Below are 21,846 nucleotides of genomic sequence, written 5' to 3'. Positions count from 1 at the left end.
TTTATCCTTGGATAAATGGATTAGAATTTTTTTCGAAGCCAATCGTAGTCGATGGGCCATGCCCCGGATAGACGATCGTGTCGTCGGGCAAGGTATAAAGTTTTGTTTTTATGCTATCCAAAAGCTGCTGGTGATTTCCCCCAGGAAGATCAGTACGGCCAATGCTATTGCGAAATAGAACATCTCCTCCGATCAAGAATTTTTGATCAGCTGAATATAAGCAAATATGTGCAGGGGAATGTCCAGGCGCAAGAATGACCGTTAGCTCATCATCATCTAAATGAATGGTATCATCCTCATTTAGAAATGTTTCCCCAATTGGGGAAATGTCATATCGGATGCCCATTTGAGGAGCATAATTCTGAACCGCTACTAAAATTGGTACCTCACCTTCGTGAAACTGCGGAAGCAAGCCAAATTTTTCATGGACAAAACTATTCCCCAATACATGGTCAATATGACAGTGTGTATTTAATAGGAGTGTCGGCTTGAGTTTATTGTTTGCGATGAAAGCTAGGAGTTCTTGCTGATCTTGCTCGCCGTACATCCCAGGATCAATGATAATGGCATTTCCTGACTCGTTATAAAGTAGATAAGTATTCTCCTGATAGGGATTGAAAGTGAATGTTTTGATCGTAAGCATAGTGGTAAAATTACAGTTTTTATTGATTTCTTACTATTGAAAGGTCAACTATTCCAGATTTCCCAGTTTTTTTCTGCTTGTAGAACCAACATTTCATACCCGTTTTTGATTCTGGCACCTTTTTCTTTGCTTTTTCGAAGAAACGTTGTTTCCTCTGGGTTGTATATGAGATCATAACAGAGGTGATTCTCAGTTAAGAATTCGTAAGGAATTTTCGGATATTCTGCTGTATTGGGAAATGTACCAACCGGTGAACAGTTGATAATCAAAGTATGGTCAGCTAGGATAGCACGATCAATTTCATCATAAGTGAGCTGGCCTGCCTGTTTGGTTCTGCTTACTAAAGTATGTGTTATTCCAAGTTGATTCAGGGCATAAATGACAGCTTTTGCAGCGCCCCCATTACCTAAAATCAAAGCCTTCTTATCCGCTTGGGGATTTAATAGCGGCTTTAGCGATGCCTCAAAACCATAGGCATCTGTATTGTAGCCTTTAAGATGTGTTATGCCATCTGATGTATGGCTGATTCGAATACAGTTTACAGCTTGTATTGCATGAGCTTCTTCCGAGAGCTCATCCAAATAATCCATAACCTCTATCTTATAGGGAATGGTCACATTGACACCGTAAAAGTCTTTATTGGAAGCAATTATTGTAAAATCGGCTATTTGAGCAAGTGGATATAAATCATAATCCACATCGGTAATACCCTCTTGATGAAATTTTTCTAGATAATATTTTTTTGAAAAAGAATGCCCTAACGGGTATCCTATTAAGCCTAATTTTTTCATTTGAATTGCGAAAAGTACGTTGTGGGAACAGGAATATATTTTCAATTTTAATATCCGGTCATTGCTATGCAATGACCGGATATGAGCCTCTTACATGTTAATCTTTCGGCTTTGTATATTTTTTTACAATTTCAGTAATAATCTGATTCCCTTGTAGCTGTGGAAGGTAATCAAAAAGAATATGATGCTTATCGGGATTCGTCGCCAGACCAAGCTCTAAAAAGTTCAGCGCTTCATTGTATTGTCCATTGGCAAATAGATAAGCAACCACACGATAGTATAGCTCTGCAGCATCTGGATTTTGTGTGATGGCATCGGATATTACATCAATGGCTTCTTCAATTTTACTTTGTTCAAATAGAATGGAGGAATAATCGAGCCACGCATCTATATCTGTTGGGTTCAAAGCGACTACCTTTTTATAGGCTTCTTCTGCAAGATCTATTTGTTGTAGTTTGTATCGGGCATCGGCAATCGCAAACCAGTAATCGGGGTTTGTATCTTCCAGCTCCAATGCTTTTTTATAGAAATGAAGAGATTCAAAATAACGCTCTTCGAAATCTAAGGTGACCCCAATACCGAACCAGGCATCAGCAAGCTCCGCATCTAATTTGACTGCCTTTTTATAATAATTGCGGGCTTCCTCCATCTGCTCAAGTTTCTCATAACATTCGCCAATCGCACAATAGGTGTCAGCACTTGGTTGCTCATATTCAAATGTTTGTTTGTATACGTCCAATGCTTCCTGATAGCGATCTAGATTAACAAGAGCGTTCCCCTTATTGAAATAAGCTGAAGAAAAGTCTTCTTTAATTAATATAGCATAGTCGTATGCGTCTAAAGCTTCCTCAAACCGACTGATTTTATGGAAAGAATTTCCCAAATTGTACCAAGCATAGTAGGAGTATGGATCTGAATCAATGTATTTTTTATAAAAGGAGATACTTTCCTCTTGTCTATCCAATACATCATAACAGTAGGCCAATTCATAGAGTGCTTCTTGGTAATCCATGTTGAGCTCAAGGGCTTTCTTTAGATAAATTATAGCCTTGTCATAATTCATTTGCGCTTGAAAGATCATCGCAATATGGAAATAGACCTCATCTTTATTATCTAATAGCGGAAGTGCTTTGAAGAGCTGTTCCAAAGCATTATCAAACTGGCCGATACTGCCTAATATGCCGCCGCGGATCAAGAAAATGTCTCCTTCTGAAGCTTCCAATAATTCCGCTTTATCAAGCGCTGCAAGTGCATTCTGATATTGTTGAATCGTTGAAAACAGTTGTGCCTGTTTCAATAGGAAGGTAATATCAAAAGGGTGTTGGCTGATCGCATATTCGGTAACCTGTAGGGCCTTAACAGGGTCATTTTTTTCAGTGTAGTAATCAATAATTCCTTCAAAAGCCTTGGAGTCAAAAAAATACTGATCCTCGTTTCGAAGCATTTCCTCATATCTGTCCACCGAGATTTTTCTTTCTTCGGGGTTTTCAAATTCAAAATCCTCTTCCATTCTCAAAAGTTTAAAACCAGTATTCTGTTCTTTAATTCAAAATACTAATTTCTTATCTAATTTGTTCGAACTAATTTTCCACAAATCGGATATCCTCCACAAAGTTAAGGATAAATACGGGTAAAATAAAAAAGCCGGCTTTAAAGCCGGCTTCTAATATAATGGTATAAGTTATATACGATTATTTTTTGATCTCAACACGACGGTTTTGAACACGACCTTCTTCAGTAGCATTAGATGCAACTGGGTTTTTCTCTCCGTAACCGTTAGCAGTGATGCTTGATGAAGAAACACCAGCGTTTACTAAATATTGTTTTACAGAGTTCGCACGGTCTTTAGATAAAGTCAAGTTATAAGCTTCAGAACCTTCAGCAGAAGCATAACCATCTAATTGTACAGATGAATTGTTATCACGTAACTCTTTAGCCAATTTGTCTAATGTAGAGTAAGATGAAGTTTTCAATACTGAGCTATCAAATTCGAATTGAATTGGAGCGTAGTAACCGTTAGAAGTAACGTTGTTAGCAACTGGCTCTGGGAATTTGATTGGACATCCTGAACCATCTACTGGAGTACCAGCTGGAGTACCAGGACATTTGTCAAATTTATCAGATACACCATCACCATCAGCGTCAGCGCTTAATGTGTTAACAGTACCTTCTAAAGTGCTTACACGTTGTTTCAACGCTTCAACTTCGTTTCTCAATGAAGGATCTTTCAACTCATCATACAATGTAGCAACTGGGTTAGCAAAAGTCAAGTTTTGTTTGTCTTTCGAACCTAAAGTGAATTCTAAACCAGCCATCACTGTAGAGAATTTACCTTTGTAATCTGTACGAGCGGGACCATATAATAAGTTATCATCAGTAAAGTTCATTGTATAACCTAAATTCAAGGCAACAACTTCTGATAATTTGAATTTAGCACCAACACCTACAGGAACGAAAGCCGTTAATTTGTTATCACGGTCACCTTTGAATTCACGGTCACCGAAGATTTCAGATCCCCAATTACCTTTATTGTTATAAACCTCTGTTCCAGAAAAGTCTTCATTTCCAAATTGAACAGGATTATTAGCCAATACTCCTAAACCTACTTTAGCGTAGAAGTTAACCGCATTTTCTCTTCTTAAGAAATCAATAGTTCCTAATTGAAATACACCATTAATGCTAGCTGCCCAATTTACATCAGTTTGTGCAGATTTAGCAACACCATTACGATTAGTTCCAGAACCAGCTTCAAATCCGTTAAATCCGTCAAGAGCTTTGTTATAAGTTTTGATCTTACCACGGTTTGCTTCTAATTCTAAACCAAAAGTGTGAGAGAATTGTTTACGGATAGTTAATCCGTAGTATTCACCAACTTTGTTTTGGAAGTAACCTACTTTTTGTCCAAAAGCATTTGATCCAGGAAGAATTGTGTTTGGTGTAGTGATACCACCTTGAACTCCGATAGACCAAGTTCTGTATTGTGATCTACCACCGAATACTTGTTGAGCTTGTGCTGTACCAGCGAAACCTAAAGCGGCAACTAATGTAGCAGCAACTGCTGTTTTTTTAATTGTAGAATAGTTCATACTCTTGTTTTTAAGGTTATTATTAATTTTAATTGTTTTCAAATTTAATTATCGTATTAACACATGGAATAGTACAATTGCCGTGCCAAAGTCTTAAAGTTATGTTAAAATTTTGTTTTTGCTATATTTTGTACTAAATTAAGTATTTAATGTGAAACAACAAAACAAAAATCCGGTACGAAAGTACCAAATTTTTGTTTTGTTTCAATAGGTTTAAGAAAAAAATTAAGTATTTTTTCTAAAGCAAATAATGTACGACCAATAACGACAACGCGCCCAACAAAGCTGAAACCGGAATGGTTAATATCCAAGCCCATAACAAGCTAATTGTTACCCCCCAACGTACTGCTGATACACGTTTGACAACACCAACACCGATGATTGCACCTGTAATGGTATGCGTAGTTGAGGCTGGTATCCCAAAATGTTCTGTGATACCCAAGGTGACAGCTCCTGCAGATTCAGCACAAACACCTTCCAAGGGTGTTACTTTTGTAATCTTGGTTCCCATCGTTTTAACAATTTTCCACCCACCGCTCATTGTTCCGGCAGCGATTGCTGCGTAACAAGTTAATGGAATCCATTCAGGCATGTGTTCAGTCGTTGGGACATAGCCACCAGCAACCATCGCTACAAGGATAATTCCCATGACTTTCTGCGCATCATTACCTCCATGTGCAAAGCTCAAGGCGGCAGAAGAAACAAGTTGCAATATCTTGAACCATTTTTCGGCAACACTTGGACGGGAGTTTTTTGCCAGGTTGATTACAATCAATGTGATGATAACCGATATCGTCATACCTATAATAGGGGCCAGTACGATAAATGCAATAATCTTTAAGGTTGCATCAATATTGATGGCGTGGATAGGATCTGCGCCAAGGATGAACGCGTAAGCCATTCCCGATCCTGCAAAACCTCCAATAAGCGTATGGGATGAACTGGATGGCACACCATAGTACCAGGTAAATAAGTTCCAACCGATTGCTGCAAGTAACCCCGCAAAAATAACTTCTAAGGTAATGTATTCTTCCAATACTGTTTTTGCAATGGTATTGGCTACTTTATGATCTGTAAAGTAGAAGTAAGCTGCAAAGTTGAATATCGCAGCCCATAAAACAGCCATTGCTGGCGTTAAAACTTTTGTTGATACAACTGTCGCAATAGAATTGGCGGCATCATGGAATCCATTGATGTAGTCAAAAGCAATCGCAAGGACAATTACAACAACGAGTAATGTTGACATCATAATCTCGTAGAATTTTTGTGCACTTAAATCGAATGATTATGCGTTTTTAACCAGAATGCTTTCTAATACGTTAGCAACATCCTCACATTTATCGGTTGCATCTTCCATTGCAGATAACACTTCTTTGTGCTTGATTAATGAAATTGCATCTTTTTCAAATTCAAAAAGGTCAGCTACAGCTTTATCGAAAATATAATCCGCTTTGTTTTCTACGCTATTGATGCGAACACATGAATCCGTAATATTGCGGATATTTTTCAAATCTCTAAGCTCATGAATAGCTTTTGATACATGTTCTGTAGCTTCGACTAGTAAGTCAGCAATTTCAATCATTGGCTCCGTGGCCTTTTCAACCTTGTAAAGGTCCATTCTATTGGCGGCACCATGGATAAAATCTGCGACATCGTCCAATGAGCTTGCCAAAGAGTGTATATCTTCGCGGTCAAAAGGAGTGATAAAGTTCTTTCCCAGCTCCAAATGAATTTGATGCGTGATGTTGTCGCCTCTATGTTCCAAATCTTCCACTTTGCGTGTTAATTCCTTTTTCTTTTCAGGGTTGCTTGAGTTAACAATATCTTTTAACAACTTTGACATCTCGATCAAGTTGTTGCCGGCTTGTTCAAACAAAGGGAAGAATTTTTTATCCTTTGGAACGAAGTATTGAAAAATGCTATTTAAAGACATATCTTAAATTTATTTTTGCAAAAATAATACCTTAATGTTAAGTTAATGTTAACATTGATTTTGTTTAAACACAAAAGTGTCATCAATTGTTTAATTACCGGACTGAACTTTTTGTAAAGTAAAGCCAAATGTTGTTCCAATCCCTTCTGTACTACGCACATTTACGTTTTGCTGATGTGCTTCGACAATGTGCTTTACGATAGCCAATCCTAATCCTGATCCTCCAATATCGCGTGATCGGCTCTTATCAGTTCGAAAAAAGCGCTCGAATACACGGCTTAGATTTTTTTCTTCGATGCCATAACCGTCGTCTGTAATTTCGATAAGAACCTGTTCAAACAGTGGGAAAATCTTAATTTTAGTTGTCCCGCCCTCTTTTCCATACTTTAGGGAATTGTCTATCAGGTTGTATAATACCTGATGAATTTTATTGCGGTCAGCTTTAACCCAATGGGGTGTACCCGCTTTGGGTTTGAATTCTATTTTGATATTGTGTTGTTTAGCTTTGTCTTCAAGAGAGTAGGTGGTGTCTTTAATGAGGTCGACGATATCGAATTTTTCTATATTCAGGACCATTTTTCCGGATTCCAGTTTGGATATTTCATCAAGATCCTGAATCAGGTAATTTAGCCGGTCTAGATTCCGGGCAGCCTTATCTAAGAAATTCTTGGCCATTTCCATGTCTTCTTCAATCAGGCCATCTTGCAGGGTCTCAATGTAACCTTGGGTGGCAAATAAAGGCGTTTTGAATTCATGAGAAATGTTTGATAAAAACTCTCTGCGGAATTTCTCTTGTGATTTTAACTGCTCTATCTCATTTTTTTTATCTTTTGCCCATGCTTTGACTTCGTTCTCAGCATCTGTGATAGGATCCTCACTGACATGTTCTCCGATAGCATCTTTAAGATCCTTGCCGAGTTTAAGGTTATGAATCAGTTTATACATCGTATTGAGTCTACGATATATATATTTTTCAAATAGATAGTTAAATAGGAGGAAACTCGTTACCACAGCAACAAAGAAAATGATCAGCGCTGTCTGTAGATCATGTTTATAATAAAAGCTGATCGTAGATATTGCAATGCCGACAGCTGCGGAGTTTGCCAGTAATAATTGTTTAAAGTTCATTTGCAGAATAAAAAAGGCCCCTGATTTGGAGCCTAAGTTACTTATAATGATATTAATAAATTGTTAAAATTTTCCGATAATCGTTTTTGCTCCAGTAACCTTGTCACCAATGTTAACATTGATTTCTGTGCCTAAAGGAAGAAATAGATCTACGCGGGAACCGAATTTGATAAAACCAAACTCATTGCCTTGCACGACTTCGTCTTTTTCTTTTACATACCATACAATACGGCGCGCTAAGGCTCCTGCAATCTGGCGGAAAAGAACCTCCCGACCAGCTTTATCTTTGACAACGACTGTTGTTCTTTCGTTATCTGTAGATGATTTGGGGTGCCAAGCCACCAGAAACTTGCCGGGATGGTATTTAAAGAACGTGACTAAACCACTGATTGGGTTTCTGTTGACATGGACATTGACAGGAGACATAAATATAGATACCTGTATCCGCTTATCGTGGAAATACTCATTTTCCTCAGTTTCTTCGATAACAACAACTTTTCCATCCGCTGGACAAAGAATCACGTCATCCTGCGGGTTGACCACTTTTCTGGGACTTCTGAAAAACTGGACAACTGTGATGAATAGGAATGCTGATAGCGCATAAATAAACCATTTGGCGTATTGCGGAGCGTCATAATAATCCGCAACGGCATTGATAATGAAGATAAAAAGTACAGCGATCGCTAATGTGGTATATCCTTCTTTATGAAATTTCATATCTATTTATTTCTGCAAAGATAATTATTTACTCGAATTGTCTATTTGTCTTTCGATTTTAATTGAATGGGTATAGATTTTTCCATCGTTACCCTGTGTGATCCCACCAGACACTCTGATGAGGTCGTCTTGAGGCTGGTTGTCTTTATACGTAGGGAAATAGAAGTCAATACTTCTCGCAATACGGCTCAAAATGCCATCGAAAGATTCGTTTCCGGAATCTGATGTTAACTTGAGACTTTTTAGATTAGCCATTCCGGTTTTCTTTACTTCCACGAGGTAAGAAAAATTAACCTGCTTGGTGATATCTAGTCCGGTTTTATTGAGATTGTCATTAAAACGTTTAGTTAAGAAAGCATAAAAATTGGAATAATCATCAAAGCTGCAAGACTTACCGTTAAATAGTTCCGCTCGTATAAAATAGTCATAAGGGAGGATGCTTAGCGACATGAAATCCTCATTATTTAGGTCTCCATTGTCATCATAGGTCATTGTGAGCACACCATTTGCAAAGCGTTGTGTCATAGCGTAAACGGGTTGCTGACCTACATTGTAGAAATATGTATTCCAGTTTCCCTGTGGCCTGCCGCTTTTCACCTTTCCTTTGCGTAGGTAGAAATCAAACCCAAATTCAGTAAATCCTTCAAACGGAATAGAAAATTCATAGTTGCCTTCGCCATTTATTACTTCCTGTTTGCCCCTGTTGTCCCAGTAATCTTTTATAAAGTAGCCTTGTTCACTATAGGTTATGGTCAATAGCGGTTTTCCATCCGGGTAGTAATATTTCCAATCACCGGTCGGGTGGTTGTTTTGGAAATTTACTTCCCATTTCAGCACTCCATTTGGATGGAAGGCTTGAAATACGCCTTCTTTTTTACCATCTTTATAGGAACCAATGAGTATTCTCGCTCCATTTGGCGCAAAATCGCGAAACTCTCCGTCAAAGACTTGCTTTGCAAAATCAAATTTGCTCACACGTTCAATCGTTTTAAACTCGCACTCTTTTGAAACCAAATAATAATATTTGTCAAAATAAAAACGAATCAATCCCTGGTCTAATTTTTCATAGAATACAGGTTTTTCATCCTGTGCATACAGGTTTGTAAAGCTGCACACAGACAATAATAATAAGATATGGATGAATTTTCTAATCATAACTTTAGTGTGCTTCTAGCCAATTTTTGCCTTCTCCAATTTCTACGATCAAAGGAACACTTGTTTTTATAGCATTGGACATTTTGTCCAAAATAATTTTTTTGAATACCTCGATCTCGTCTTTAGGTACGTCAAAAACCAATTCATCATGCACCTGCATGATCATTTTACCTGTTAAACCTCGCTGTTCAATTTCCTTCTGAATCGCGATCATGGCAAGTTTGATCAAATCTGCTGCCGATCCTTGGATCGGAGCATTAATTGCGTTTCTTTCAGCGAATCCGCGAACGGTCATGTTTGCAGAATTGATATCTCTCAAATAACGTCTTCGTTTTAAAATTGTTTCAACGTAACCCTTCTCTTTTGCAGACTCGACGGCATCACTCATGTATTTTTTTATTCCTGTATATTGGTTAAAATATTCATTGATGATATCGGATGCTTCTTTACGAGATATGCCAAGGTTTTGGGAAAGGCCGAAGGCCGACTGGCCATAGATAATGCCAAAGTTAACTGCTTTCGCGTTGCGACGTTGTTCAGAAGTAACGGCATCAAAATCCACATTATAGACTTTCGCGGCTGTTGCCCGGTGGATATCGTGACCTTGACTAAATGCTTCCATCATATTCTGATCTTTACTGAGTTCGGCAATCAGGCGGAGTTCAATCTGTGAATAATCGGCTGAGAGGATCACGTTGTTTTCAGATCTTGGGATAAAGGCTTTTCTGACTTCTCTTCCCCGTTCGGTACGGATCGGGATATTTTGCAAGTTCGGATTAGTTGAGCTCAGACGGCCTGTTGCGGCAACCGCTTGATTATATGACGTATGAATGAGCCCTGTTTCGGGGTTTATCAATTCAGGTAGCGCATCAACATAGGTAGATTTGAGTTTTTGCATCTGCCTAAAGTTCAAGATATCTTGGACGATATCTGATTTATGGGCCAATGCCAATAATACATCTTCACCTGTTTTATATTGTCCTGTTTTTGTTTTTTTAGCTTTAGGATCCAGTTGCAGTTTATCGAATAAGACTTCTCCCAATTGCTTAGGGGAGGCGATATTGAAATTTACGCCCGCTTTCTCAAAGATGGATTCCTCGAGATTTTTAATGTCCTGATCCAGTGTTTTTGAAAACTCTTCAAGTGCCGGAACATCTATTTTTACACCGTTTCGTTCAATTTCAGCGAGTATATAGACTAATGGGAATTCGACATCCTGAGCGAGCTGCATGGTGTTGGTCTCGACAAGAAGGGGTTGAAACACATTTTTTAGCTGTAGGGTAATGTCTGCATCTTCAGCAGCATATTCTTTTACTTTTTCGACTTCAACGTCGCGCATATTCCCTTGCTTCTTTCCCTTTTCACCGATAAGTTCGGTGATTGATACCGGGCTGTAATTCAGGTAATTTTCTGCAAGTACATCCATCCCGTGGCGGGTATCTGGATCAATTAGATAATGTGCAAGCATGGTGTCAAAAAGGGAACCTTGTACCTTTACACCATAGCGTGCTAATAACAAAATATCGTATTTGATGTTTTGTCCTATTTTCTCGATGTTTGGGTTTTCTAGAACTGGCTTGAAAATATCGACTATAGCTTGAGCACCCTCACGATCGGCAGGTGTTGGGACATAATACGCTTTAGCGTTTTCAAAAGAAAATGATAAGCCCACAATATCGGCAAGGTTTGCATCCAATCCTGTTGTTTCTGTGTCGAAACAAAAACTATCTAAAGACGCAAGCTGTTCGGCTAGCGCTACTTGTTTTTCCGCTGTGTCGGCCAAAACATACTCATGTGTTGTATTATGTATATTATTTATTGCGACATTTTCGACACTGATTTCAGTGACAATTTCGGTCGTGGTAATTGTCGTCGTTGTTGTCGAAAATAAATCCATTTGCCCATTTGTAGGAATGCTCTTGTCAAGTACGGAGAATTCATCGCCGAAAACTCGTTTTCCAAGTGTTCGGAATTCCAATTCTGCAAATAGTGGTTCAAGGATTTCTTTGTTTGGGTCTTCCAGTTCTAGCGATTTTTCATCAAGTTCAATGGGTACATCCAATAAAATAGTGGCTAATTTTTTGGAGATAAGCCCTTGTTCTGCAAAATTCTCCACGTTCTCGCGCATTTTTCCTTTAAGCTGATCCGCGTTAGCGATAATGCCTTCGACAGATCCGTATTCCTGAACAAGTTTTTTCGCTGTTTTTTCTCCAATTCCAGGTATACCAGGGATATTGTCGACGGCATCGCCCCAAAGACCAAGGATATCGATGACCTGGCAAACGTCAGAAATTTCCCATTTTTCAAGAACCTCTTTGACACCTTGTACTTCTGCTCCATTACCCATGCGTGCAGGTTTATAGATAAAGATATTTTCAGACACAAGTTGCCCGAAATCTTTATCCGGTGTCATGCAATAGACCTGAAAATTTTGCTTTTCAGCCTTTTTTGCCAGCGTACCGATAATATCGTCGGCCTCGTAACCATCCATGGTGATGATCGGAATATTGAAGCCCTCAATTAAGCGATTGATATAGGGGATAGAGGCCGCAAGGTCTTCTGGCATAGATTCGCGATGTGCTTTATAAGCTTCAAATTCAATATGTCGTGCGGTAGGTGCCGCCGTGTCGAACACTACTGCTATGTGGGAAGGTTGCTGATTTTTCAATACATCCAATAGGGTATTGGTAAATCCCATGATTGCTCCTGTATTTAACCCTGTTGAGGTAATTCGGGGAGTTTTGCTCAATGCAAAATAAGCTCTATATATCAGAGCCATTCCATCTAGAAGAAATAGTTTTTTCACAAAATTGAATTTTAGTCTCCTTACAAAGGTAAGAAATTCATCAAAGGGTAAGTTTAATAAATTTTTCCGATTTTTGTACTATGACACATTTAATGCAACAGGATTTATGAGAGGACTGGTAACTAAATCGACAGGTAGTTGGTATCAAGTTTTGGGCGAAGATGATAAAAGATACGATTGTCGTATTAAAGGAAAGTTTCGTACTAAAGGAATAAAAACGACTAATCCTGTTGCTGTGGGGGATTGGGTACATTTTGATGTGGAACCTGATCAGGATAGTGCGGTCATTCACGAACTGGAACCTCGTCGAAATTATATCATTCGAAAATCCGTCAATTTGTCCAAACAAACTCAAATTATCGGAGCAAATCTGGATCAAGCTTTTTTAGTGGTGACACTTGCCTCTCCGCCAACATCTTTAGGTTTTATCGATCGCTTTCTAGTAACAACGGAGGCCTACGGAATTCCTGCCGTAATTATTTTCAATAAATTGGATCTTTTTAGTGATGAAGGGTTGGAGATATTGGCAGACTATAAAGCTATTTATGAACATATTGGCTATCCCTGTTTCGAGGTTTCTGCGTTAACCGGTACCAATATCGACGTTGTCAAGCAACTGCTTAAAGATAAAATAACCTTGGTATCAGGTCATTCTGGGGTTGGCAAATCAACGTTGATCAATGCAATCGTTCCTGAATACGGGTTGAAAACTGGTGAAATCTCCGATTGGTCTGACAAAGGAAAGCATACAACTACTTTTGCTGAAATGTTTGATCTTCCTTTTGGAGGGAAGTTAATTGATACGCCTGGTATTCGTGAGTTGGGAATTGTCGATATAGAAAAACAGGAGCTATCCCATTTTTTTCCAGAGATGCGCGCGTTGATGAATCAATGTCGATTTCATAATTGCAGGCATATCAATGAACCCGGTTGTGTCATTATGGAGGCTGTGGAAGAAGGCTATATTGAGAGTTCCCGCTATGATAGCTACCTCAGTATATATCATAATGAAGATAGTAGATCTTAATCTTTATAAAAATATAGCGCCTTNNAAGGCGCTATATTTTTATAAAGCAAGGTAGGCGGCAGCCCTTATTGTATCGCTTGTGTCAAGTTTAAAAAGTCGCGAAGATAGGTACACTCTTTTGACGCGATGGTAAAGAATGGGGTATCTTTATATTGTGTGCTCAATTCTTTGAAGTACCTATTTTGCATTGAAAAGCGGTAAAAAGGATTTTTCAAAGGTGAATCATAATACTGCCAACGCGATTCATTGGTATAAACAAAATCCTTTTGTTCGCATTTGGCCAGCATAAAAGTGCATTTAGCCTTGAATTCTTTATTGGAACTGAGCGCGCGCGCTTTGCTATACCATTCCTTTGCCGATTTAGTCTGTAGGTAGTTTCGTTGCCAATGGAGTGTTGAGGGAGCATGGTTATCTGTCGATGACCAATCGTAGGATACGATGGACCATGCATTGCCGTAGGTACTTGTCTGATAGATACCTGTAGCCATTTGAAAGTAATATTCCGCTTTTTTCTGATTGTCTTTTTCCGTTTTTATCGCATTTTCCAACCGCGCCATCCGTTCAGCATATTTTAGTTTGGTTGTATTTTCCTTTCCGTATTTTTTTGGATAGTCATTTATCGTCACAATAAAGGGGTTGGGTTTGATGTCATCTTCATCCGTGCTATACCAGTTTTTAATTTCCTTTATTTTATGGTCTTTAGGAAGTGCTGCTAATGTTTTTGCTGCTTTTTGGAAATCCAGTTCGCGCAAATAAGTTGTACCCAGTAATTCGGTGAGATAATCCCTATTAAAATGTTTGATATCTTTCAATAAGAATTTAGACAGGGTGTTCTGTTGGGAATTGTCCGACAATAAATTCCTTATTTTTAACAGCGTTTTAGGTGTAAGGCTATTTTCCCAAAAGTGCATTGTTGTCCACTGCATATTATCTTCCAATGAGTCTTTCACAAAGCCATAGTTGTAAAAAGCATCTGCCTTTACAGCAGCTAAACTAGCCATAGCGGTGTCTTGTGTGTTCAAATAGTGTTTTACAACAAGATTTTGTAAAATGTTCCGGCAGATTAAACTATAGTTGCTGTATTCAAAAGCACTATAACCCCAGTTTTGTTTGCGGATATCTTCTTTACCATCTAGTTTTGCTTTTTCTTCTAACCACGATAAGGTTTTGGTCAATTGAACTTCATCCAGCTGCTTACTGCTTTGCCAGTCCGTCAATTGTGTGAGCAATCGGGTAATTTGAAGCTGATCAATCAATTTTGGACTGAGGTCAGTCTCTTTTATTCCAGCAAGGTATTCTTTTGCTAAAGCATTTTCCTTATTCATCCAACTTAGGTAGGCAGCAGTAATAAGGCCCAATTGGGGTTGAACATATTTTTTGTCGCGATAAAGTTTTAGCGCAAAATTGCGGAGCGAATCCAGATGTAGCTTAACTTTTCCTTTATCGTCATTTTTACTGTAGTAATTATAATTATCGCTACTGAGGTAAAAAGACTCGTTCATTTCTGTTTCTATCTTATTGACTTCGCGTCCTAATAGTACCGCATTTACGGTATTGGCAGGATCGAGCTGATAGCAGTCGATCAGATATTTCAGGGCATAGTCACTTGTCCCGAAGCCAATGATCGCATTGATGTTGAATCTATCGGCATCATTTTTTGCATATTGAAATATCTCGGCATCGCTGGCTGTAATATAATGGAAATTAGCATACGCGAGGATGCGTCTTTCCGGACTGGCGGTGAATAATTTGGAAAAGAGATAAGCTGCCCTTGCAGGATCACCATTTTTGCGGACAGCCCCCGCATAGTTGGATAGTGCCCAATTGAGGATAGCTTCGTCTCCCTTAGCAGATTGCAGGTACTTTTCATAAATCGTCATGCTCTTGGCGTATTCCTTCCCAAATAGATATAAGCGGGCGGCTTGATATGCATAACGGATATAGAGAAAGCTATTTTTGGGGTACTTGGAGATCTGCTGTTCGGCGAGTTCAGCTAATTGTGTGATTTCTTTGAAATTTCGGGTATCCGGATCCCAATAGTTATGTTGAATATTCGTAATGGGTTCCTGCTTTTTGGTGAACATAAAATAAGCACGTTCAGCTTCATGTTTTCCGTCAATCAATGTGCTTAAGAACGTATTTCCTTTAATGGAATCTGGCAGGCTGGTCCAAGCCGATTTTTGTTGATTGCTGGCTAAATTAGCGGTTGCAGCGTTGCTGTTGTACATCAATTGCTCGACATCCTTAACCTTGACCTGTGAACCGAGGTGCTTCACCCAAGTTTCGGCATTAATTAAACTTTCTTTGACTGGTGCTTCCTCCGTATAAAGAAATTGGTAGGGGATGAATTGAAAGGCAGAAAATCCATTGTCCTCCAGATTGGGGAGATAATATGTCGTTTGATTGTCGTAAGGATCCACTTCAGGACCACAGGCGATATTGGTTGCAATCTCTCCAAAGAAGAAAGCTAATGTAGTGCTAGAAAGCAGCAATAATTTTTTGTAATTCGGCATTGCCATGGTTTGCTAGTGTAGCTTGATCTAAATGATAAAAAATAATCCGGTGTTCTTTTCCTTTCAGCTCTCCCTTCAAAAATTTTGCCGTTTGTAGGAGCTCACCCTGATTGATGGATTCAAAACGTATAACATCTCCCTTTTTAAGGTTTGCTTTTGGGAGATCCTTTGTTAAAATATAGAGGTTCGTATTGGGGTTATGGGTAAATAAGGCGGAGTCTTTGATATCCTCTTCGTTGATATGCTTTGAAATACCGATGTAATTATTATTTCTGAAAACGACAAACCACTGAAATAGCGGTAATGCAATATCCATTTCCATCGGATAATTGCGTAATGTTCCGCTTAGGTAAGTCTTGAGGTCCTGTTGATTTAAAATGGAGTTCTGATTGCCAAATTGTCTGAGATTCCCCATATTGTAACACATCAACATGGCTTTTTTCACAGGCGGAATTCCGCTGGTAACCGTATTTTTGACTTGGTGGAGCCGCAGCGTAGCGCTCACGATAACATCTTTTAATGCCGGTAATTGCTGCAAATAGCTGAGCAGATAGAAAAATTTATCACGGGATGTCTTTGTCCAATCGCAGTCCAGTTGGAGTTCGGTAAATTTTTCTTTTCCGGCTTGTTGTATTTTAGCCGTCACAAACGGAACAATCTTATTTGCCAATCCCCTGATCTGCAGGCTATCCATCTCTGCAAAAACACGTTGGTTGACAAATACTACAGGAATCAATTGCTGTTCTTTGGGTATAGGTTGCGTAAACGTAATGGGACTAATAGGAATGGCTTGTACACCAGATGGATCGAAATCAATATCCATGATGCGGACATAGATAGATTTCGCGTCAATTTCTTTTAAGGATCGGCTTTCTGCGGTATCTACCTGAAATACGGTCTTCCAAAAATAGAAGCCCGTTTCATGCTTTGTTTTGGTGCAGGAAACTAAAAAAAGTAGAGATAGCGGTACAAAAAATAAAAATAGTTGTGTTTTACGCAGCATATTCACCTTATTTAGTCATAATTCAAACAAAATGGGCTTAATTTTGTTTGTTATTCAATAAAATAAAGACGAAATTACAAAGAGATTGTGACTTTATGAAGCCTATTTTCAAATGGATTCTTGGTATTGTAGCGTTTATCCTACTGGCGTTGGGTGGTGGTATTTGGTATTTTAGCAATAAGTGGAAGCCCCTTTTAGATACTAAAATCAAGCAGCTGGTGTCTCAAGCAACGGACAATTTGTATACTATTACATACGACGATATCCACGTCAACCTATTATTAGGCAATATAACAATAGACAATCTGCAGCTCGTCTCAGACAGTTCCGTATATAAAAAGTTGGAGTTGGTCAAAAAAGCACCAGATAACCGCTTTGAAATTTCCATCAATAGGCTGAAAATAAAAAGCTTTGGTATCCGAAGGGTATTGATGGAAAAGGAACTTTTTTTGAATGATATCACCGTCGAAACACCAACGATTCATGTCATCAATGAGGTACACCGTTATAACGATACGGTGAGTAGGGGACCTAAAAAACCATTGTATGAAAAGATAAAGGATAATCTGAAAAAAATTCAGGTTCGGGCTGTCAATTTGAATGATATCGATTTTAAATATACGCAGGTCCAAAAAGGGGTTTATCAAGATTTCGAAGTCAAGAAGGTCAAGGTTCGTATAGATGACGTTTTAATCGATTCGACTTCTGAGCATGACAAACAGCGCTTTTATCATACGAAAATGATTGATATTGAGGTGCCTGGTTTTACCTATAAAACTCCAGACGGGTTTTATAAGATAAACTTTGATCAGTTGAAAATCAATAGTAAAAATCGCAATGTCCTGTTGACTAAAGTTGCTTATCAGCCGACGCTGAATAAGGCTGCATATTACCGAAAGAAAGGTGAAGGTGGAAGCTATATGGTGCTGAAAATGGATACCCTGCTTTTGACGGGATTCAATTTTGCCGAGCTTTCCCGTGATAAGAAAATATATGCACAAAATGCACGCTTAAAAAATGGTTCTCTTTCGATTTATAGTGATAAACATTATAAAAGCCCACCCACCAGTCAGATTGGAAATGCTCCGCACATGAAATTAATGCAGATGTCGACACGCTTGGGAATTGATTCATTGATTTTAGATAATATAGGAATTACGTATGCTGAAATGAGTGATGAGTATAGTCAAATCGGTACCATTACTTTTGATCACACGTATGGTACGATATTGAATGTGACAAATGATTCGGCAAAATTGCTTAAGCAGAAGCTCATGCGTGCAAATTTGAGCAGCAATTTTATGAATGCAGGCAAGCTTTCTACCAACTTCGTTTTTGATATGACCTCTAAAGTTGGGGCCTATACCTACAAGGGCACACTTGGGAAAATGGATCTAACAGTCGTTAATAAAATGATCCGGCCATTGTTAAATGTTGAGGTTAAATCGGGCAATCTCAGTCAGATTACATTTGACATATGGGCCAACGATTACCGTAGTAAAGGAACCTTTAAAATGGATTATGATGATCTCAAAGTTAATATCCTGTCGGAGCCAGGTGATGATGGTCGTCGAGAAAAAAAGGGGCTGCTGTCTTTTATGATTAATCAGGTGTTGTTTAATCCGAGCAATCCGGATTTATACGGGAAATATACGGTAGGGCATATCAATAAGCGCAGGGACCCCAATCATCCATTTTTTAAAGCGATGTGGCAGACTTTGTTGGTTGGAATTAAGCAATGTGTCGGCCTTGGTCCAGAACGGGAAGCTAAATTAATGAACACAGCTGGAAAAGTTGAAAAAGTCGTTGGGGGAATCAGCAAGGCCAAGAAAATGATTTCAAGTATATTTAAGAAGCACAAAACGCCTGAGGAGTTGCTGAAGGAAGAAAAAGAAGATGAGGCCAAAGAGGCGGCAAAGATTGAAGAGAAAAGGAAGCGTGACCGTGAAAAGGCTGAAAAGGAACTCGAGAAAGAAGGGGCGGGAAATTAAAGATCCGTTTCACGTGAAAAGGTTGCCTTGGTTAAGTCGGCGCGCCAAAAAACACAACGGAGATAGATTTGCATTTATTGACAGATTTATCTTAGTTTGAGACATTATGATAGATTCGATTTTAAGTTTTATCCGATTTGTTTTCAAATATAAAAATGGGCTTGTAGACAAAATCATGTTCTATGTGAGCATGATTTGCGCTGCAATCGTTATATTTAATGTAGGCTATGTTACTGATCCTGCACTAGGGAAATTGCTGGGTAAAACAATTCATTATCTATTCTTTGTGCTCTTTTTCATGATTGCTCTCCGCGAGTCATCCTCCATTTACGCACTCAAAAAAATTGCTGTGGAGCATTACTCGGGCTTGGTTATTCTCATTTACTTTGTATTTATTCTTATTGCCCGTTTTGCAGGGTTTGGAGCACTCGCTGTTTTTTCAAGAGAACAGTGGGTTTATCTCGGAATCTATCTAATTTTTATCGCGGAGCTGTCGAAGAGCACACTTTTCTTTGATAATTTTTATTTTAATCCGACCATATTATTTGTCATCAGTTTCCTCGCTCTTATCCTGCTTGGCACGGTACTCTTGATGTTGCCACGGACCACGGTAGAAGCTCCATTAAGTTTTGTGGACGCCTTATTTATGGCAACAAGCGCTGTTTGTATCACTGGCTTGTCGGTTGCCGATATTTCAACCAATTTTAGCATGTTTGGACAAACTGTGGTCATCGTCTTGATACAGGTTGGAGGATTAGGTATTATGACATTTACAGGTTTTTTTGGTTATTTTTTTTCGGGCGGATTTTCATTTAAGAATCAATTGATGTTTGGTGAAATTTTAGGTGAAAATAAAGTAGCCTCCGTCATTAAAACCCTATTGACCATGATCTTTATTACGCTGCTGTTTGAATTTCTTGGAGCGATACTGATCTTTAGTACCTTGGAAAGTGCTAATTTCCCAAATTTGGGGAGCATGGTTTTCTTTTCGATCTTTCATTCCATTTCGTCATTCTGTAATGCTGGATTTTCGATCTTATCTGGAGGAATTACCCATGAAGCCTATAAATTCAATTATCCGTTCCAATTGGCATTGTCCTCGCTTTTCATTCTGGGCGGTCTGGGGTTTGGAATAGTATTGAATTTCTACACCTATATGAAAGAATCCATATTGCTTTATTATCACCGATGGATCACAAAGAAAAACTATAAGCATAAAGCATGGAGCTTTAGCTTTAATTCTAAATTGGTGCTGGTCTGTAATGCGATTATTATTGTAGGTGCCACTTTGTTTTTCTATTTCTTGGAGCGAGGGAATACACTTTCTCTTGAAAAGGGAATCGATGGGGAATGGGCGACTTCCTTCTTTATGGCCAATGCCGCACGTTCGGCAGGTTACAATAGTGTTGATTTGAGTTTTGTTGGGCCACCAACTGTTTTTTTGATCATGCTGCTGATGTGGGTCGGGGCCTCTCCCGGATCTACTGGTGGGGGAGTAAAGGTAACTACCGTTGCTGTTTCACTGTTGAATATTGTTTCGCTGGCTAAAGGAAAAGAATATATAGAGATTTTTAAAAGGCGAATAGCCGGCGAATCTGTTAACAAGGCTTTTGCGATTATTTTATTGTCGTTTTTTGTGGTTGGATTCAGTTTTTTTGTGCTCATTTTTACTGATCCCGATAAGAGTATGAAAGCACTCCTCTTTGAAGCACTATCAGCCTATACAACATGTGGATTAAGTTTGGGGATTACACCCTCGCTCAGTATGGGGGGAAAATTAATTATTGCGTTGACAATGCTTGTTGGACGTGTTGGGATGTTGACGCTATTGGTAGCTTTTATTAAAAATACAACCCGGAGAAATATTGTATTTCCGGAAGAAAAGATCTTGTTTTAAGCAGACAAGTGACCGTTTTGGCTAAATTTGATGGCTTTATCAGCGGAATATGAGCATATAAATTGAAAGATAGCTTGGAAATAAAGGTAAATTTATTTTAGTTTGAGATATGAAGTATATTGTTTTAGGATTGGGGCATTTTGGACGTTCTTTAGGGGTACATCTTACTGAACTCGGGCATGAGGTGATTGGTGCCGACCGAAATCTCAGTATCGTTGAACAATTAAAGGACAAGATAACGCACACGGTATGCCTAGATACCACCGACCGAGAAGCGGTATCGTCATTACCGCTTAAAGATGCTCATGCTGTCATTGTTGCAATTGGAGAGGATGAGGGAGCTTCGCTCATGACCGTAGCGCTCTTAAAACAGTTGAAAGTTAAACGCATCATTGGTCGTATTGTTTCAGATTTACAAAAAACTGTGTTGGAGGCCATGGAAATCAATGAATATATCATGCCGGAAGAAGAGGCTGCTGAGCGTTTGGCAATGCGTTTAGACAATATTGATATCGTCGATTCGTTTAAAGTCTCGGATAAATACTCTATTGTGGAGACTAAAGTTCCGGCGCGTTACGTGGGGATGACCTTGCGTGAAGCGAACCTGACGAATTTATACAAGGTGATCGTCTTAACCACCGTGAAAATTACAGAAATGAAAAAGGATGGTGTGACTAAAGAACAAAAAGAAGCTTCAGGAATTGCCGCATCGGAAACGATCATGGAAGAGGGTGATATTTTGGTTGTTTTTGGTGAGCTATCCAATATTAATAAGTTAATTCAAAAAGGAGAATAAAATATGTTATTGACAACAACAGGTACTATTGAGGGGCACCAAATTGAACGCTATTTGGGAATAGTCTCTTCCGAAGTGGTTCTGGGGGCAAATGCAATCAAGGATATGATGGCGGGCTTTCGCGATTTTTTTGGCGGAAGATCCAACTCTTATGAACGCGCATTCCAGGAAACCCGTGAAGCAGCGCTGCGTGAACTTGAAGACCGTGCACGCGCCTTGGGCGCTGATGCGGTCGTTGGGGTTCGACTGGACTTCCAGACGGTAGGAACAGGAGGAATGATGATGGTGGGCGCAACGGGAACGGCGGTAAAAATGAGATCTTAATTACAAGGGGGCAAAAAATTTTGCTCCCTTTTTTAT

At 39.0% G+C, this 21,846-nt stretch carries 17 protein-coding genes; 5 read left to right on the top strand and 12 right to left on the bottom strand.

The features are described 5' to 3' along the window. Position 1: 1 nt before the first annotated feature. From B4Z90_RS13660 to polA, 10 genes are all read right to left on the bottom strand, one after another. The gene (locus B4Z90_RS13660; RefSeq protein ID WP_070560919.1) at positions 2 to 643 is read right to left on the bottom strand and encodes an MBL fold metallo-hydrolase; all 642 of its coding nucleotides are present in this window, start codon (positions 641 to 643) and stop codon (positions 2 to 4) included. Positions 644 to 687: 44 nt separating this feature from the next. Beyond that, entirely contained in the window at positions 688 to 1,434 is a 747-nt protein-coding gene (locus tag B4Z90_RS13655) for a shikimate dehydrogenase family protein (RefSeq protein ID WP_070561041.1), read from the bottom strand. A 97-nt stretch (positions 1,435 to 1,531) separates the two neighbouring features. Then, positions 1,532 to 2,944 (bottom strand): tetratricopeptide repeat protein, encoded by a 1,413-nt coding sequence (locus tag B4Z90_RS13650; RefSeq protein ID WP_112375119.1) that lies wholly within the window; start codon positions 2,942 to 2,944, stop codon positions 1,532 to 1,534. Positions 2,945 to 3,125: 181 nt separating this feature from the next. After that, positions 3,126 to 4,562, bottom strand: a complete 1,437-nt coding sequence (locus B4Z90_RS13645) for an OmpA family protein (RefSeq protein WP_376778163.1) — start codon at positions 4,560 to 4,562, stop codon at positions 3,126 to 3,128. A 196-nt stretch (positions 4,563 to 4,758) separates the two neighbouring features. Then, the gene (locus B4Z90_RS13640; RefSeq protein WP_046671636.1) at positions 4,759 to 5,769 is read right to left on the bottom strand and encodes an inorganic phosphate transporter; all 1,011 of its coding nucleotides are present in this window, start codon (positions 5,767 to 5,769) and stop codon (positions 4,759 to 4,761) included. Between the two features lie 36 nt (positions 5,770 to 5,805). Continuing rightward, entirely contained in the window at positions 5,806 to 6,453 is a 648-nt protein-coding gene (locus B4Z90_RS13635; protein ID WP_046671637.1) for a DUF47 domain-containing protein, read from the bottom strand. A 90-nt stretch (positions 6,454 to 6,543) separates the two neighbouring features. Then, positions 6,544 to 7,581 (bottom strand): sensor histidine kinase, encoded by a 1,038-nt coding sequence (locus tag B4Z90_RS13630; RefSeq protein WP_115046290.1) that lies wholly within the window; start codon positions 7,579 to 7,581, stop codon positions 6,544 to 6,546. Between the two features lie 63 nt (positions 7,582 to 7,644). Further along, positions 7,645 to 8,298 carry a phosphatidylserine decarboxylase family protein gene (locus B4Z90_RS13625; protein ID WP_046671639.1) on the bottom strand — a complete coding sequence of 218 codons (654 nt, stop codon included), beginning with the start codon at positions 8,296 to 8,298 and terminating at the stop codon, positions 7,645 to 7,647. Positions 8,299 to 8,322: 24 nt separating this feature from the next. Beyond that, positions 8,323 to 9,453: a toxin-antitoxin system YwqK family antitoxin gene (locus B4Z90_RS13620; protein ID WP_115046293.1), complete on the bottom strand. Its 1,131-nt coding sequence runs from the start codon at positions 9,451 to 9,453 to the stop codon at positions 8,323 to 8,325. A gap of 4 nt (positions 9,454 to 9,457) precedes the next feature. Beyond that, positions 9,458 to 12,259: a DNA polymerase I gene (polA, locus tag B4Z90_RS13615; protein ID WP_286802508.1), complete on the bottom strand. Its 2,802-nt coding sequence runs from the start codon at positions 12,257 to 12,259 to the stop codon at positions 9,458 to 9,460. 106 nt (positions 12,260 to 12,365) lie between these two features. Between polA and rsgA the strand changes: the two genes are divergently transcribed. Next, positions 12,366 to 13,286, top strand: coding sequence for a ribosome small subunit-dependent GTPase A (gene rsgA / locus B4Z90_RS13610; RefSeq protein ID WP_115046310.1), 921 nt, complete (start codon positions 12,366 to 12,368; stop codon positions 13,284 to 13,286). Positions 13,287 to 13,351: 65 nt separating this feature from the next. Here rsgA and B4Z90_RS13605 read toward each other — a convergent pair whose 3' ends face one another. Next, on the bottom strand, positions 13,352 to 15,805 hold the full coding sequence (locus B4Z90_RS13605) for a hypothetical protein (protein WP_115046311.1): 2,454 nt from the start codon (positions 15,803 to 15,805) through the stop codon (positions 13,352 to 13,354). Continuing rightward, on the bottom strand, positions 15,765 to 16,802 hold the full coding sequence (locus B4Z90_RS13600) for a hypothetical protein (protein ID WP_070560933.1): 1,038 nt from the start codon (positions 16,800 to 16,802) through the stop codon (positions 15,765 to 15,767). Before B4Z90_RS13600 ends, B4Z90_RS13605 begins: the two co-directional genes overlap by 41 nt. Positions 16,803 to 16,897: 95 nt before the next feature. On the opposite strand from B4Z90_RS13600, the gene B4Z90_RS13595 reads away from it, so the two are divergent. The 4 genes from B4Z90_RS13595 to B4Z90_RS13580 all read left to right on the top strand — a co-directional run bounded on the left by B4Z90_RS13595 (position 16,898) and on the right by B4Z90_RS13580 (position 21,810). Then, a complete protein-coding gene (locus B4Z90_RS13595) occupies positions 16,898 to 18,793 on the top strand; it encodes a hypothetical protein (protein ID WP_201303592.1) in 1,896 nt (631 codons plus the stop codon). Between the two features lie 106 nt (positions 18,794 to 18,899). After that, entirely contained in the window at positions 18,900 to 20,690 is a 1,791-nt protein-coding gene (locus B4Z90_RS13590; RefSeq protein WP_236560322.1) for a TrkH family potassium uptake protein, read from the top strand. Positions 20,691 to 20,799: 109 nt separating this feature from the next. Next, complete coding sequence (locus B4Z90_RS13585) at positions 20,800 to 21,486, top strand: potassium channel family protein (protein WP_046673051.1); 687 nt, start codon at positions 20,800 to 20,802, stop codon at positions 21,484 to 21,486. 3 nt (positions 21,487 to 21,489) lie between these two features. Then, positions 21,490 to 21,810: a YbjQ family protein gene (locus B4Z90_RS13580; RefSeq protein ID WP_046673052.1), complete on the top strand. Its 321-nt coding sequence runs from the start codon at positions 21,490 to 21,492 to the stop codon at positions 21,808 to 21,810. Positions 21,811 to 21,846 lie beyond the last annotated feature (36 nt).

Source organism: Sphingobacterium sp. UBA5639, assembly GCF_002421245.1.
Lineage (GTDB): Bacteria > Bacteroidota > Bacteroidia > Sphingobacteriales > Sphingobacteriaceae > Sphingobacterium > Sphingobacterium multivorum.
This window is presented reverse-complemented; position numbering and strand designations above follow the sequence as displayed.